The organism is Bradyrhizobium algeriense, assembly GCF_003062295.1.
GTDB lineage: Bacteria > Pseudomonadota > Alphaproteobacteria > Rhizobiales > Xanthobacteraceae > Bradyrhizobium > Bradyrhizobium algeriense.
Window position 1 is genome coordinate 315,276 of the sequence record NZ_PYCN01000004.1, and the last position, 14,391, is coordinate 329,666.

General features: G+C 64.0%; 14 protein-coding genes. 8 read left to right on the forward strand and 6 right to left on the reverse strand.

Translation table 11 applies throughout. From position 1 onward, the window contains the following. Window positions 1–16: 16 nt before the first annotated feature. A complete protein-coding gene (locus tag C7G61_RS12480) occupies window positions 17–682 on the reverse strand; it encodes a Crp/Fnr family transcriptional regulator (RefSeq protein WP_108514379.1) in 666 nt (221 codons plus the stop codon). A 311-nt stretch (window positions 683–993) separates the two neighbouring features. Here C7G61_RS12480 and C7G61_RS12485 point away from each other — a divergent pair, with 311 nt between their 5' ends. Both C7G61_RS12485 and C7G61_RS12490 read left to right on the forward strand, forming a co-directional pair. Further along, window positions 994–2,106 carry a cyclic nucleotide-gated ion channel gene (locus tag C7G61_RS12485; RefSeq protein WP_108514380.1) on the forward strand — a complete coding sequence of 371 codons (1,113 nt, stop codon included), beginning with the start codon at window positions 994–996 and terminating at the stop codon, window positions 2,104–2,106. Between the two features lie 30 nt (window positions 2,107–2,136). After that, the gene (locus C7G61_RS12490) at window positions 2,137–2,922 is read left to right on the forward strand and encodes an enoyl-CoA hydratase/isomerase family protein (protein WP_108514494.1); all 786 of its coding nucleotides are present in this window, start codon (window positions 2,137–2,139) and stop codon (window positions 2,920–2,922) included. Between the two features lie 79 nt (window positions 2,923–3,001). Here C7G61_RS12490 and C7G61_RS12495 read toward each other — a convergent pair whose 3' ends face one another. Next, window positions 3,002–3,304, reverse strand: coding sequence for a DUF6157 family protein (locus C7G61_RS12495; protein ID WP_244608265.1), 303 nt, complete (start codon window positions 3,302–3,304; stop codon window positions 3,002–3,004). A gap of 152 nt (window positions 3,305–3,456) precedes the next feature. Continuing rightward, window positions 3,457–4,098 carry a glutathione S-transferase family protein gene (locus C7G61_RS12500; RefSeq protein WP_108514381.1) on the reverse strand — a complete coding sequence of 214 codons (642 nt, stop codon included), beginning with the start codon at window positions 4,096–4,098 and terminating at the stop codon, window positions 3,457–3,459. 89 nt (window positions 4,099–4,187) lie between these two features. Between C7G61_RS12500 and C7G61_RS12505 the strand changes: the two genes are divergently transcribed. From C7G61_RS12505 to C7G61_RS12515, 3 genes are all read left to right on the forward strand, one after another. Then, a complete protein-coding gene (locus tag C7G61_RS12505) occupies window positions 4,188–5,216 on the forward strand; it encodes a helix-turn-helix transcriptional regulator (RefSeq protein ID WP_108514382.1) in 1,029 nt (342 codons plus the stop codon). A 103-nt stretch (window positions 5,217–5,319) separates the two neighbouring features. Continuing rightward, window positions 5,320–5,571, forward strand: a complete 252-nt coding sequence (locus C7G61_RS12510; RefSeq protein ID WP_108514383.1) for a hypothetical protein — start codon at window positions 5,320–5,322, stop codon at window positions 5,569–5,571. A gap of 245 nt (window positions 5,572–5,816) precedes the next feature. After that, window positions 5,817–7,448, forward strand: coding sequence for an ankyrin repeat domain-containing protein (locus tag C7G61_RS12515; protein WP_108514384.1), 1,632 nt, complete (start codon window positions 5,817–5,819; stop codon window positions 7,446–7,448). A 59-nt stretch (window positions 7,449–7,507) separates the two neighbouring features. Here the strand turns inward: C7G61_RS12515 and C7G61_RS12520 are convergent, their stop codons facing one another. Next, window positions 7,508–9,418, reverse strand: coding sequence for a propionyl-CoA synthetase (locus tag C7G61_RS12520; protein ID WP_108514385.1), 1,911 nt, complete (start codon window positions 9,416–9,418; stop codon window positions 7,508–7,510). 196 nt (window positions 9,419–9,614) lie between these two features. After that, the gene (locus tag C7G61_RS44580) at window positions 9,615–9,782 is read right to left on the reverse strand and encodes a hypothetical protein (RefSeq protein WP_190241779.1); all 168 of its coding nucleotides are present in this window, start codon (window positions 9,780–9,782) and stop codon (window positions 9,615–9,617) included. Between the two features lie 199 nt (window positions 9,783–9,981). Here C7G61_RS44580 and trpS point away from each other — a divergent pair, with 199 nt between their 5' ends. Next, complete coding sequence (gene trpS, locus C7G61_RS12525; protein ID WP_108514386.1) at window positions 9,982–10,983, forward strand: tryptophan--tRNA ligase; 1,002 nt, start codon at window positions 9,982–9,984, stop codon at window positions 10,981–10,983. 1 nt (window position 10,984) lies between these two features. Here trpS and C7G61_RS12530 read toward each other — a convergent pair whose 3' ends face one another. Next, window positions 10,985–11,752, reverse strand: coding sequence for a tetratricopeptide repeat protein (locus C7G61_RS12530; RefSeq protein ID WP_244608266.1), 768 nt, complete (start codon window positions 11,750–11,752; stop codon window positions 10,985–10,987). A gap of 212 nt (window positions 11,753–11,964) precedes the next feature. Between C7G61_RS12530 and C7G61_RS12535 the strand changes: the two genes are divergently transcribed. Continuing rightward, on the forward strand, window positions 11,965–12,735 hold the full coding sequence (locus C7G61_RS12535; protein WP_108514387.1) for a hypothetical protein: 771 nt from the start codon (window positions 11,965–11,967) through the stop codon (window positions 12,733–12,735). A 100-nt stretch (window positions 12,736–12,835) separates the two neighbouring features. Then, window positions 12,836–14,380 carry a cation:proton antiporter gene (locus C7G61_RS12540; protein WP_108514388.1) on the forward strand — a complete coding sequence of 515 codons (1,545 nt, stop codon included), beginning with the start codon at window positions 12,836–12,838 and terminating at the stop codon, window positions 14,378–14,380. The last annotated feature ends 11 nt before the right edge of the window (window positions 14,381–14,391 follow it).

Sequence of the window (14,391 nt, forward strand, 5' to 3'; positions counted from 1 at the left end):
CTTGGGCTCCCGGCCTCTATGCAGGCTTCGGCGCGGCGGCGGATGCCGTTTGCTGGTTCAACTGCTGCTGCAGCGTCTCGAGGTTCTGAAACAGCCGGGCGCTGGACAGGCGAAGGAAGTAGAAGCCGAACGCCGGGTTCTGCACGTAGAGCTCCTCGACCTTGCTGTAGCTGACGCTCAGGACGAGGCCGGCTTCCACGCATTCCAGCGTCTGGGTTCGCATGTTCGACGGCGACAGCATGCCGAGTTCGCCGACGATGGCGCCGACCGGCAGCACGATACCCGATTCGACCAGCTTGAACTTGCCGCTGACGATATAGAGCATGTCCTCGGCCTTTTCGTCCTTGTAGAACAGGATCTCGCCGGCCGCGCATTGGCGCTCGGTCATGAACGGCTTCAGCCATTCCATCGAGAGGTCGCTGTTGACGGACTTCTTCACGTCGCGCACCAGTTGCAGCATCTGGTGCAGGCGATAGGAGTTGACGACCAGCATGGCGAGCTGCACCACGATCACCAGGTAGTTGCGGGCCGGGATCGCGGTCAGGATCAGGATCACGTTGGCGAGAATGCCGAACACCCGCAACGGGATCATGGTCTTCATCGTGGTGGTGGCGACCACGAAAATTGTCGCAAATAGCGCGCCGGCGGTTCCTGCGTGTTGTGCCAGATGAGACGTATCCATCGGAAACCAACCAATATCTAAACGTGTTTTCACGATTCTGCTGCAGTGCCCGCTATCGTAATGTCCGCGGGACCATTTTGATATACGAGGAAAGAACGACGATTTGTCGGGTTTCTCACGATTCCCGGGTAAAATTCGCCCCTCACCCCCGGCTCCCGGTCGCGGGCGGGCCGGCTGCCCTAGGACGCATGGCGCCGTGTGAAGGCCGTCGTTGACGGCCTCCCCGCTGGCAGGCACTTTGCGGACATTGGTCACGCTGCGGCTTGACTGTTATCCAGCTCTCATCGCACCCGTCAGGCCCCTCCTCACCGATGTCCAAGCGGCTCGTTCTCTCGGCACTGGCTCGGTTCACCGCCAAGACGGCCGGCCGCAACATGACGAAGGCGGCCTATGCCGCCGTCGCGGCCGGCGTCGCGGCGATGGTGGTGCTCACCGTGGCCCCCGCCTACGAGGCGGCGCACCATTGGGTCGACGCGGTGCTGTGGACGTGCCTCGTCTATTTCGTGTTCGAATGGCTGGTGCGGCTGCGCCACATGGAGCGGCAAGGGCGGCTATCGCTCTACGCGCTCTCCAGCAGCGGGGTCGTCGACGCGATCGGCGCCCTTGCCGTGCCGGCAGCCCTGCTCTCGGGCATCGAGCCCAGGACGGCGTGGCTGCTCAGCATCCTCTGGGTGCTCAAGGTCGTTCCGGGCATCCCTGGGCTGCGGCAATTGCGCCGCGTGCTGGTACTGGAATCAGGGCCGCTGCTCAGCGTGCTCGTGATCTTCCTGATGGTGGTGTTTCTGGCGTCGGTCGCGGAATATTTCCTGGAGCGCGACGTGCAGCCGGCGACCTTCGGCAGCGTGCCGGCGGCGCTGTGGTGGGCGGTGGTGACGCTGACCACGACCGGCTATGGCGACGTGGTGCCAATCACCCCGCTCGGCCGCATGGTCGGAGCGCTGGTGATGATCTCCGGCCTCGGCGTGTTCGGGCTCTGGACCGGTATTCTGGCGACCGGCTTTGCCGCCGAGACCCGCCGCGACAATTTCCTGAAGACGTGGGAGACCGTCAGCAAGGTGCCGTTCTTCGCGACCCTCGGCCCGGCCGCGATCGCCGACGTCACGCACATGCTGCGAACGATGGACCTGCCGGCGCGCACCATGATCATCCGCAAGGGCCAGCAGGGCGATTGCATGTATTTCATCGCCAATGGCGAGGCCGAGGTTGAATTGCCCGGCAAGAAAGTGGCGCTCGGCGAGGGTGCGTTCTTCGGCGAGATGGCGCTGCTCGGCAACAATGTGCGCGGCGCCAACGTCACGACCACCAAGGTGACGCGGCTGCTGGTGCTCGATCTCGTGGATTTTCGCCTGCTGATGGCGCGGCATCCTGATCTGGCCGAAACCATCGATGCCGAGGCCCAGCGGCGCGCGCAGGAAAACAAATAGATCAAACAAGCAAGAACAATGGAGAACAGCATGCGTGAAGCAGCCGAGGCGGCAAGCGCGCCGATACTTGAAGTCACAGGCGCACGCGCCACCATCCGCCTCAACCGGCCGAAACATCTGAACCGGCTGCAGAGCGAGGATCTCGGCGACCTCGTAAAGCTGTTCGACCGGATCGAAGCCGATCCCGCGATCCGCGTGCTGGTGCTGACCGGCACCGGCCGCGCTTTCAGCGCCGGCTACGATCTCAATTCGGTGGCGGACCGCGCAACAAGCGCGAACGCGCAACCGAGCGCGGGATCGGCATTCGAAGCGGTGGTCGACCGTCTGGAGGACCTTGGCGTACCGACGATCTGCCGGCTCAATGGCGGCGTCTATGGCGGCGCGACCGACCTGGCGCTCGCCTGCGATTTCCGCATCGGCGTCGATACGGCTGAAATGTTCATGCCGGCGGCGCGGCTCGGCCTGCACTATTACAAGAGCGGCATCGCCCGCTATGTGTCGCGGCTCGGCGTCGACAACGCCAAAATGCTGTTTCTCACCGCGCAGAAAATCTCGGCACCCGAAATGCTGCGGATCGGCTACCTCACCGCCATGGTGCCGGAGGAAGCGCTCGACGAGGAAGTCGATCGGCTCGCCACCATCCTGGCCGGCAACGCGCCGCTGGCGATGCGCGGCATGAAGCGCGCCATCAACGAATTCGCCCGCGGCAAACTCGACGAGGAAGCCGCCGACCTCCGCCATCGCGAGAGCATGCGCAGCGCCGAGATCAAGGAAGGCATCAAGGCGTTTGCCGAGAAGCGCCCGCCGAAATTCTGAGAAGCCAAAATTCTAGTTTCGACGCGTTTTCTTCACGCGAACCGGTTACCCACTTCGCTCGAAAACGCTATGGAAAAATTCAGGCTCGCTTGGTCCGCATCGCGCGGACCTGCTTGATACCGGGATCCCGCGCAAGCGCCTGGTAGCGCTTGCTGTCGACCGCATAGATCGCGACGCGCCCCTCGGCATCGGCGTGCACGCCCCAGCCGAAGCGCTTGCCAAGCCCTGATGCGCGCAGGCACGCCTGACCCCTGGAGAAGAATTCGTCGCGGGCAAGGCTTCGCGCCTTCTTCGTCGTCTTCGCATCGAGCTGCCGGCCGTGGGCGGAGGTCGCGAATATGACGTCGTCGGAGGTGTACTTGTAGGGCGCTTCCGCAATCATCCTGTATTGCAGGCCAGCGACCGTCGGATTCCCCGCGCGGGCCGGCGGGCTCCTCGCCGGCGCGCGCGGGGCAATCCTCCGCGACCTGGATGAAGGTGTCGAAACAGTTGGTCGTGTGAACTGTCTTTGTCATCAGGGAACCCGTGGTGCGCTCATCCGCAAGCTGCGGCGTGCTGGGCCGCCATTTCGGCATCGGACGCGGTGATCCGCTGGAAGGCGGGCCGCGACGTGATGCGCTCGGCATAAGCCGCAAATACGTCCTTTCGCGGCACGAGGCCAAACATCATCGTCCAACTGAACGCCACGCCCCAGAGAATGTCGGCTGCCGTCATGCGGTCTCCGAGCAGATAGGGTCCTTTGGAAAGTTGCGTCTCCAGTACACCAAGCATGGTCTCGTAATCGGAATATGGCGATTGCGTCAGCGGCGCCGGCTCGCGCTTCATGAATTTGTCGATCAGGGCCGGCTCGAAGGACGAACCGTAATAGGCGATCCAGCGCAGATACGGGCCGCGGCTGGGATCGTCGAGCGCGGGTGTCAGCCCGGCTTCCGGAAACAGGTCGGCGAGATAGATGTAGATGGCCACCTGCTCGGTCACCAGCGCCTCGCCGTGGCGAATCACCGGCACCTTGCCCAGCGGGTTGACAGCGAGATAGGCCGGCTGGCGTTGTTCCCCGGCCTTCATGTTCAGGACATGGAGATCGTGGGGGGCTCCCAGTTCCTCCAGCAGCACCCGCGTGCCCGTCGCGCGGCTCTGCGGCGAATAATAAAGCTTGATGCGGTCCTTGCTGGTCATTGGCAGTCTCCATTGGGCCTCTCGGGCAACGGGCCTTGTATGCCTGACCATACCTGACATCCTGTGTCAGGTATGGTTTAAGGGGGACCATGCGCGCGAGCCGGCTGCTTTCGATCCTCACCACCCTGCAGGCGCGGGGACAGGTCACCGCGCCCGAACTCGCGGAGGCCTGCGAGGTTTCGGTGCGCACCATCTATCGCGACATCGATGCGCTCGCCGCGGCCGGCATTCCCGTCTATGCCGAGCGCGGCGCGGAAGGCGGCTATCGCCTGCTCGATGGCTATCGCGTGCGGCTGAACGGACTGTCGCAGCCGGAGGCGGAGGCGCTGTTCATGACGGGACTGCCGGGGCCGGCAGCCGCGCTTGGCCTCGATGCCGCGATGCTGGCGGCGCAGACCAAGCTGATGGCGGCACTGCCGGCCAACCTGCGCCTGGACGCCGGCCGGATGCAGGAGCGCTTTCATCTCGATGCCCCAAGCTGGTTCGGCGAAGCCGAGCAGCCGAAGCATCTGCGCGCCATTGCCGGTGCGCTGCTGCGCGAGAACCTGATCGAAATCCGCTACCAAAGCTGGAGGGCCGAGAAGCGCCGCCGCGTCGCGCCGCTCGGTCTCGTGCTGAAAGGCGGCAGCTGGTATCTCGCGGGAAGCGTCGATGGCAGCGTGCGCACCTATCGCGTGGCGCGCGTTCTCGACTGCAACATTCTGGACGAGCGCTGCATCCGGCCCGCCGGTTTCGATCTCGCCGCATACTGGCAAGCCGCAACGATCCGGCTCGAAGCCGAGATGCATCCGAACCACGCCACCGTGCGGCTGTCGCCATCAGGCATAAAACTGCTCGACGCCTTGAGCCAGCCTTACGTGAGGACGCGCACCCGTATCGAGGAGGCCGCGGATGCCGCCGGCTGGCGGATCGCCGTGGTGCCGATCGGAAAAACGGTGTGGCATGCGGCAGCCGAGCTGCTGCGTCTCGGCGCGGAGGCGGAGGTGCTGGCACCGGCCGAGCTGCGCGACAGGATGGCCAAACTCACCCAGGCCATGGCCGCACGCTACCAGACGGCGCAGGATGGTTACCAGGATGACAAGGATGTCCGCCGATCTCGCGCCACGAAACATTCCTGAAACACGATTCTCCCGTTCGCACGTGAACGCAGACCGTCGTTAGCCCGACTGATGGGCAGGGACGCAACAAGGCCTCGTGCCAATCAATTGGAGAGTATTTAAAATGTTTCGCAAGATGACCCTCGGACTGATCGCCGCCGCCTCGCTCACCATTGCCGCCGCATCGCCCGCTTCCGCCGGCGGCTTCTACCACGGCCATCATCACTGGGGACATGGATATGGCTGGGGTCCCGCCATCGGCGTCGGCTTCGGTGGCGTCTATGTCGACACCGGTTTGAACGGCTGCCTGCAACAGCGCTGGGTCGAAACCCGCCGCGGCATGCGCCTGCGCACCGTGAACGTCTGCGCCTACTGATCGACAGTTTTTCAATAATCATCCCGCCCGCCAGCTGCGCGGCCGGGATTTTTCTGCCCGGGAATCGTGCCTGGTCCGGCCAATTTGACCATCGCCTGCGCTGGCCATATTGTAGTGCATGCGGTGCAAGCCGCTCCCGGGCCCGCGGGAAGGGTTGAACCCACTTGCAGCTTTCGAGCAACATCTAGAGCCTTTGTGCAGCCGGTATTGCGGGCCGTCGGCGATGTCATGCACGGAGGTGTTTGATGAACCGGTCTCCCGATCGATTGAACCTCGATCATCTGAAGAAACAAGCCAAGGAATTGATCCGCCGCTATCGAAGCCGCGATGCGGCGGCGATGGCGCGGTTTCGGCACGCGCTGCCAGCAACGGCGGGCCTCAGCGATGAAGACCTTTCGTTCCGGGGATTGCGCCTGCACGATGCGCAATCATGCATCGCGCGCGAGCACGGTTTTGCATCCTGGCCCGACTTGAAGCGTTACGTTGAGGTGCAGGCGGTCGCGCAGAAAGAGCGCGCCGTTCGCGTCCTGCACTGGGCTCAGCTCATTTATTCCGGCGACGTCAGCGGCACGGCCAACCGCGCAAACCCGCGCGTGGCTTTACGGATTCTGGCCGATGATCCCGACCTCGTCGCAGGCGACCCTTATCTTGCCTGCGCGATCGGCGACGAACGCGCGTTGCAGCACGCGACGCAGGCCGATCCGGCATGGGTCAACCGATCAGGTGGCCCGTTGCGATTGCCGCCGCTTTTGGCGGCCGCGTATTCGAGCCTGCTACGCGTGGAGGAATTTCGCGAGCGCCTGCATCGCAGCGTGCAGCTGCTCATCGCGGCAGGCGCGGACGTCAACCAGCACATCTACAGCCGCTGGCCGCCGGGATCCCTGAGCGAGCCGGATCAGCGCTGTCCACTCTCGACGCTCTACGGCGCCGCGGGTAGCAACCACGACCCGGTATTGACCAAACTATTGCTCGAAGCCGGTGCGGACCCCAACGACGGCGAATCGCTCTATCATTCCTTGGAGAACCCGGCGTGCACGCGCCTGTTGTTGGAGCATGGCGCGCGGATCTCAGAGAGCAATGCGATCTACCGTTCGATCGATCTCGACGACGACACCGCGCTGAAACTGTTGCTGCAACAGGGCGGCGACCCGAACGAGCCCGCGCAAAATGCGCCGCTGACCGATTGGGGTTCGCCGCTCTTGTGGGCGATCTATCGCCGGCGGCCCCGTCATGCGGATGCCCTGCTGGCCGCGGGTGCCGATCCGTCGCGAGCTGCTCCGGATGGCGTCAACCCGTACCGGCTGGCGCTGCGGTTCGGTCTCACAGAAATTGCGGCCCTGCTGCGCGCGCGGATCGACGTCCCTGAAATCTCGGAGGAGGAGCGTTTCGTCGCCGCATGCGCGCGTGGCGATGAGGCCGAGGCGCGGACGATCGGGGCACTGCGGCCCGACCTGCCGGCCTCGCTGTCGCCGGCACAATTGCGATTGCTGCCTGATATGACAGCAGCAGGCGCCGACGACGCCGTCAGGCTGATGGTCAGGCTGGGCTGGCCGATTGCGGTGCGCGGCGGCGACTGGGACGCCTCTGCCCTCAATCTCGCAGTGTTCAGCGGCAATGCCGGACTGACGCGCTTCCTGCTCGAACACGGTGCGAGCTGGACGGAACAGCACGGCTATGGCGACAACGCCAGCGGCACACTCGGGTGGGCATCCCTTAACGAGCCGGTCGAAGGCGGAGACTGGGTTGGTTGCGCGCGCGCCCTGCTTGATCACGGCATGCCGCACGCAACGGTAGTCCCGGATGATCCCGAATGTGTCCTCATTGCAGGAATCAGAAAGCGGTTCTCCGACGAAGTCACTGAAGAACTGTTGGGCTAGTCGCACGTGCGCCAGGCCGTTCATGGCCGGGTTCAAGCGATTGGCTTGACCCCGAAACCCTACACCCTGCCCTTCAGCGCGTCGCCGATTTCGTCGAGCACCTTGGGATCCTCGATGGTGGCCGGCATGGTCCAGCTCTCGCCGTCGGCGATCTTCTTGATGGTGCCGCGCAGGATTTTTCCCGAGCGCGTCTTCGGCAATCGCCCAACCGTGATCGCGAGCTTGAAGGCTGCGACGGGCCCGAGCTTGTCGCGCACCAGCGCCACGATCTCCCTTTCGATCTCGGCGGGCGCGCGCGTCACGCCGGCCTTCAGCACCAGGAAGCCGCAGGGCACTTCGCCCTTGATCGCGTCCTTGATGCCGAGCACGGCGCATTCGGCGACGTCGGGATGCGAGGCCAGGATTTCCTCCATGCCGCCGGTGGAGAGCCGGTGGCCGGCGACATTGATGATGTCGTCGGTGCGGCCCATCACCCAGACATAGCCGTCGTCATCCTTGTAGCCGGCGTCCGAGGTCTTGTAGTAGCCGGGAAACTCCGTGAGGTAGGCTTCCCTGAAACGCGCATCCTGCTCCCACAGCGTCGGCAGGCAGGCCGGCGGCATCGGCAGCTTGATCACGATTGAGCCCATGGTGCCCGCGGGCACCGGCCTGGATGCCTCGTCGACGACGTCGACCTGATAGCCCGGCATCGGCACCGTCGGCGAGCCGTGCTTGACCGGCAGCATACCGAGCCCCACCGGATTGCCGGCGATGCACCAGCCGGTTTCGGTCTGCCACCAGTGATCGATGACCGGCACCTTCAACTGCGCTTCCGCCCATTCCACCGTCGGCGGATCGGCGCGCTCGCCGGCCAGGAACAGCGTGCGGAATTTCGACAGATCGTATTTGCGGATGAACGCGCCGTCCGGGTCCTCCTTGCGGATGGCGCGAAAGGCGGTCGGCGCGGTGAACAGCGCGACCGCCTTGTGTTCCGAGATCACGCGCCAGAATGCACCGGCATCCGGCGTGCCGATCGGCTTGCCCTCATACATGATGGACGTGGCGCCATGAATCAGCGGACCATAGACGATGTAGCTGTGGCCGACCACCCAGCCGATGTCGGAGCCGCACCACCAGACTTCGCCGGGCTTGACGCCGTAGAGGTTGAACATCGACCACTTCAGCGCGACCAGATGCCCGCCATTGTCGCGCACGACGCCTTTCGGGATTCCCGTGGTGCCCGACGTGTAGAGAATGTAGAGCGGATCGGTCGCCAGCACCGGCGTGCACGGCGCGGCTTTGCCCGCAGCGAGCGCGGCGCCGCGCAACGCTGCCCAGTCGTGATCGCGGCCGGCTGTGAGTTCGCAAGCCTGCTGCGGCCGCTGCAGGATGATGCAGCTCTCGGGCTTGACGCTGGAAAGCCTGATCGCCTCGTCGAGCAGCGGCTTGTACTGCACGATGCGGCCGGGCTCGATGCCGCAGCTTGCCGAAAAAATCAGTTTTGGCTTGGCATCGTCTATACGGCTGGCGAGCTCTTTCGCCGCGAAGCCGCCAAACACAACCGAATGTACCGCTCCGATCCGCGCACAAGCCAGCATCGCAAACACCGCTTCCGGCACAAGCGGCATATAGATGATAACGCGATCGCCTTTTGTGACTCCAAGGTTCTGCATCACGGCGGCGAGCGTCTGCACCTCCCTCAGCATCTCGGCATAGGTGAATTTCGAGATGGTGTTGGTGAGCGGCGAATCGTGGATCAGCGCCACCTGATCGGCGCGTCCGCCCGCGACATGGCGGTCAAGCGCGTTGTAGCAGGTGTTGACCACCCCTCCGGCGAACCAGCGGCCGTAAGTCCCCATCGAGGGATCGAAGATCTTTTTGGCCGGCTCGATCCAGTCGATCTCGCGCGCCGCCTCGGCCCAAAAGCCCTCGGGGTCGCTGAGCGAGCGGGCATGGACCTCGTGATAGCGGCTGTTGTTCTGGATGTTCATGGCGCCTCTCCCGGTCACCCCTACGCCGTCATGCCCGGGCTTGTCCCGGGCATCCACGTCCTCTCTTCGAAGAAAGCAAGACGTGGATGGCCGGGACAAGCCCGGCCATGACGGCAGGGCAAGCATTTATTCCAGGCATTGTCACGGGAAGTTGCGCCAGATCAAGCCGAGAATAGCTTGGCTGTTCAGTTAGGTCCTATTGCCGGACGATCGTGTTGAGCTTCTCCAGCCGGTCTTCCGTGGCCTGACGGAGGTCGTAGCCGCGGCGGCCGAACGAGGCGTTGCGCTTCTCGAGAAAATCGCGCTGCTGCCGCGTCAGCGCCAGCGCCGCGCGACGGCTGTCGGCTTCCGCATTCGCGATCACGCGGTGCTACGTGTTGACCTGTGTCCGTGCATAGCCTAGGGAGATTTCCATGAAACGCACGATGATCATTGTCAAACTTTGGTGGCTGGCCTGCTGACAGGGCGGCCGGACGTTTCATGCATCTGGGGCCGCCGCAAGGGCGGCCTTTTGTTTTGATGATCCCCCATGCGGTGGTCCCCTCATCTCACGAGGACACCTTATGACCAGACCCGTTATTCTGACAGGCGACCGCACCACGGGCCCGCTGCACATTGGCCACTATGCCGGATCGTTGCTCAACCGTCTGCGATTTCAGGACACCCACGAGCAGTTTCTCCTCCTGGCTGATACGCAAGCCTTGACCGACAATGCTCACACCCCCGACAAAGTGCGGCTCAGTGTGATGGAGGTGGCGCTCGACTATCTTGCCGTCGGGATCGACCCAGACAAGTCCACGATCTGCCTGCAATCCCACCTGCCCGCGCTGGCCGAGCTGTCGATGCTCTATTTGAACTTCGTGACCGTCGCCAGATTGGAACGCAACCCCACGATCAAGGACGAGATCCGCGGCCGCGGCTTCGGACGCGACATCCCGGCAGGCTTCCTGTGCTATCCTGCGGCGCAGGCGGCGGACATTACCGCGTTCAAGGCAACTGTAGTACCGGTGGGTGAGGATCAGGCGCCGCTGATCGAACAAACCAACGAGATCGTGCGCCGTATCAACACCACGGCCGGACGGGCAGTCCTGCCGGAAGCGCAGGCCGTCATTCCGCAGGCGGGGCGGCTGCCGGGCGTGGACGGGAAAGCGAAAATGTCGAAATCCGGCGGCAATGCCATCGTCCTTTCGGCCTCGCCGGACGAGATCGCGGCGGCAGTGAAGGCGATGTTCACCGACCCGAATCATCTGCGGGTCGAAGATCCCGGGCGAGTGGAAGGCAATGTCGTATTCACCTATTTGGATGCTTTCGACGAGGACCGCACCACGCTGGAAGAGCTGAAGGCACAGTATCGGCGGGGAGGAATAGGCGACAGCAAGATCAAGCGCCGCCTCGAAGACATCTTGCAGGCGCTGATTGGGCCGACGCGAGAACGAAGGACGCAACTGGCCAAAGATCCGGCTTATGTGCTCGACGTGATTCGCCGCGGTACGGAAAAGGCGCGGAGCCGGACCGAGACAACGAAGCGGGAAGTTGTCGAAGGCCTCGGACTGTTCATGTTGTAGCCTAGTAGCCGACGATCCCGTTGATCTTTTGCAGGCGGTCGCGCATCGCCTTTTTCAGATCGTAGTCGGGCCGGCGGCCGTATTCCGCATCGCGCCGGGCAAGGTATTCCTGCTGCTCCCGCCGCAGCGTGCGCGCTTGCTGCGGGGTCATCTTTGCGGCGGCCGCCTTGACATAGGCCGCGTGGACTTCGCGATCGAGATCGGCGAGTTCGGGATTGGCGCAGATCGCCTTCTCCACCTTGCGGCGGGCAGTTGCGCAGTTGAAGCTCGGCTTGCCGGCGATCGCCTTCAGCACGCCCTGTCGCTCCGCCTCCTGCGCTAGCGCCCGGTGGTTGGCCCTTGCGACGACGTGATCCGGATTCAGCTTGATCGCCGCGGCAAAATCGGCCACCGCCTTGGGCAGATCACCTTTCTTACGCCAGAGTTCACCGCGCGCATTGTGAGCATCGGCGTATCCGGGATCGAGCCGCAACACGCCGTCATAGTCGGCGATCGCGCGGTCGATCATATCCTTGCGTTCATAGGCGGAGGCGCGCGCAATCAGCGCCTTGATGCGGTCGGCCTTTTCGGTCTTTGCATTGTCGATCAGCGCGCCGCACGTGCTGAGCGTCTTGTCGTCGTCCTTTGCATGGGCAGCAGCAAGGCACGGCGCCGGGTCGATCTTCAGATCCTTGACAGGCTCGGCGCCGGTCGCCCACGCATCATGTGCAAACACAACCCACAGCAGAGAGGCCGCGACCAGGTTGCGGATATCGGGATAGCCTCGCACCAATTGATCCGGAAAGCGCTGTCGATTGCGGCGCGATCCTAGCAAGCGACCTGCGTTTTCGACAAGCAACCTGCAAATTTCCCGTTCGCACAAGAACAGATTTTGGCAGAAACGTGACCCGCGGGAAACGTAATTCTCTTCACAGACGGAAGAATACAATCCGTGAGAAAATCTGCTGTGAACCTTTTGCAGTTCTAGCGGACTCAACAACCATGACCACATTGACCGACTTCAATCCGCCGCGCGCCATCGCGCAATCCCAATCAGGTTACTTCTTTTTCTACATGGCGCTGGCCTGCATGGCCGTCGCTTTTCTCGGCTTCGCACCGACCTACTGGCTGCCGCTGGCGAAGCGCTCGTTCTCGGCCTCCCCGGTCGTGCATTGTCACGGGCTGCTGTTTTTCGCTTGGTCGCTCTATTTCGCATTCCAGAGCTGGCTGGCTGCGTCGGGCAAAATCGCCCGACACCGCGCCATCGGCATGATCGGCGTCTCGCTGGCCACCGCGATGACTATCTTCGGCTTCCTGGTCGCGGTCAACGCGATGAAGCGCTCGGCGGCGGCCGGACTGACCGACGAGGGAATCGCGTTCGCGATTGTTCCGCTAAGCGGAATTCTGTTCTTTGCGGTCGTCTTTGCGCTGGCGATTTCAGCCATCCGACGGCCGGAAACGCACAAGCGGCTGATGCTGCTGGCCAGCATCTCGCTGCTCGACGCCGCGGTCGCGCGCTGGTTTCTAACCTTCCTGGCGCCTCCCGGCCCGCTCGGCCCGCCGCCGGTGCCGGTGACCATCCCGCCCGCCTTCGTCGCCTATCTCCTGCTGGTGGCCGCCACCGTCCACGACTGGCGCACGCGCGGCCGGCCGCATCCGGTCTATGTCTACGGCGGCCTCGCGCTGATCGCCGTCAAGCTCCTGAACTGGCCGATCAGTGCTACGCCGCTCTGGCATTCCTTCGCGGGCGGCATTTTGGCGATGGCGCAGTAGCCGAATTGGGCGACTGTCCGATTCTTCCAATCAGGAAGACCCGCCGGCTTTTATGCTAGATTGATGGCGACATCGATCTCGGCAGGCGGGAATCCCAGATTTGCTAGCATTCGAATGGATTATCGGGCTGCTGCTTGGCGCGGTGCTGCTGTCCGCGCTGGCGCGGCGGCTCAAGGTGCCCTATCCGACATTTCTTGCGATCGGCGGCATGTTGCTGGCCTTCGCGCCGTCAGGTCCAAAGTGGACGCTGGAGCCCGATCTGGCGCTGGCGCTGTTCGTGGCGCCGGTATTGCTGGATGCGGCTTTCGACACCTCGCTGCGCGACCTCCGCAACAACTGGCTGCCGGTATCGACACTGGTGCTGGTCGCTGTTGGGGTCACGACCGCCGCCGTCGCTGTCGTCGCGCACTGGCTTCGCCCGGACATGCCATGGGCGGTCGCGATCGCGCTCGGCGCCATCGTGGCACCGCCCGACGCCGCGGCGGCCACTGCGATCCTGCGCCAGGTCAACCTGCCTTACCGCATCCAGAAGATCCTCGAGGGCGAAAGCCTGCTCAACGATGCCAGCGCGCTCCTGATCTACCGCGTCGCGGTCGGCCTGGTTGCCGCCGAGCACATGAAGGTGCACGAGTTCGTGCCGTCCGTTGCGCTGGCGCTGTTCGGGAGCCTCATTGCCGGCTTCCTGTTCGCGAGGGTCTGGACGAAGATCACGCGCCGCATCACCGAGGCGCCGAGCGCAATCATCACCCAATTCGCCGGCACATTCATGGTGTGGATCGTCGCCGAGCATATCGGGCTGTCCGGCATTCTCACCATCGTCGCCTATGCGATCACGATCGCCCGCACCGCGCCCGAGCGTACCCCGGCGCGGCTGCGCGTGGCCTCCTATGCGGTGTGGGAAACCGTCGTGTTCGTGCTCAACGTGCTGGCGTTCATTCTGATCGGCATGCAGCTCAATCCGATCTGGTCCGGGCTCGACGACGAGGTGCGGTTCAAGTACTGCAGCTTTGCCGCCGCGATCCTCGCCGTCGTGATCCTCGCCCGCATCGCCTGGGTGATGCCATATGGCGCATTGCTGCGCGCCTTGAACGCGCACGGCCTGCTTCCTTCCCATGTGTCTCCCGCGGTACCGACGGTGGAACGCGGCATCATCGTATCCTGGTGCGGGATGCGCGGCATCGTTACGCTGGCGGCCGCCTTCGCGCTGCCGGAGAGCTTCCCGTATCGCGATCTCATCCTGCTGACGGCCTTTGCCGTGGTGCTGGGGACGCTCGTGATCCAGGGCCTCACGCTGCGGCCGGTGATCCTCGCGCTGAAGTTCGAGGGGGACGACCCGGTCGCGCGCGAGGCCGCTCAAGCCCGCTGCATCGCCTATCGCGCCGCGCTCGAGGCGATCGAGTCCGATCCGTCCGAGGAGGCCGAAATCCTGCGGCTGGAATACCGCGCCGTGCTGCTGCGTGCCGAAACCGAACCCGAACTCGGCATCGCGACCAGCGAGCTGCCGGCCGATCCGCTGCGCCGCCGCGCCATCGGCGCGGCACGAGTGGCGCTGCTGAGGATGCGTCAGTTCGAGGAGATCGGCGACGACGCCTTCCACCAGGTGGAAGAAGAGCTCGACCGCGCCGAATTGAGCGCACAGGCATAACGCGGCAATAG

What these genes read in the sequence shown, in the direction of transcription:
- C7G61_RS12480 (WP_108514379.1), bottom strand. Translation starts at nt 682, where the DNA reads ATGGATACGTCTCATCTGGCACAACACGCAGGAACCGCCGGCGCGCTA.
- C7G61_RS12485 (WP_108514380.1), top strand. Translation starts at nt 994, where the DNA reads ATGTCCAAGCGGCTCGTTCTCTCGGCACTGGCTCGGTTCACCGCCAAG.
- C7G61_RS12490 (WP_108514494.1), top strand. Translation starts at nt 2,137, where the DNA reads ATGCGTGAAGCAGCCGAGGCGGCAAGCGCGCCGATACTTGAAGTCACA.
- C7G61_RS12495 (WP_244608265.1), bottom strand. Translation starts at nt 3,304, where the DNA reads ATGATTGCGGAAGCGCCCTACAAGTACACCTCCGACGACGTCATATTC.
- C7G61_RS12500 (WP_108514381.1), bottom strand. Translation starts at nt 4,098, where the DNA reads ATGACCAGCAAGGACCGCATCAAGCTTTATTATTCGCCGCAGAGCCGC.
- C7G61_RS12505 (WP_108514382.1), top strand. Translation starts at nt 4,188, where the DNA reads ATGCGCGCGAGCCGGCTGCTTTCGATCCTCACCACCCTGCAGGCGCGG.
- C7G61_RS12510 (WP_108514383.1), top strand. Translation starts at nt 5,320, where the DNA reads ATGTTTCGCAAGATGACCCTCGGACTGATCGCCGCCGCCTCGCTCACC.
- C7G61_RS12515 (WP_108514384.1), top strand. Translation starts at nt 5,817, where the DNA reads ATGAACCGGTCTCCCGATCGATTGAACCTCGATCATCTGAAGAAACAA.
- C7G61_RS12520 (WP_108514385.1), bottom strand. Translation starts at nt 9,418, where the DNA reads ATGAACATCCAGAACAACAGCCGCTATCACGAGGTCCATGCCCGCTCG.
- trpS (WP_108514386.1), top strand. Translation starts at nt 9,982, where the DNA reads ATGACCAGACCCGTTATTCTGACAGGCGACCGCACCACGGGCCCGCTG.
- C7G61_RS12535 (WP_108514387.1), top strand. Translation starts at nt 11,965, where the DNA reads ATGACCACATTGACCGACTTCAATCCGCCGCGCGCCATCGCGCAATCC.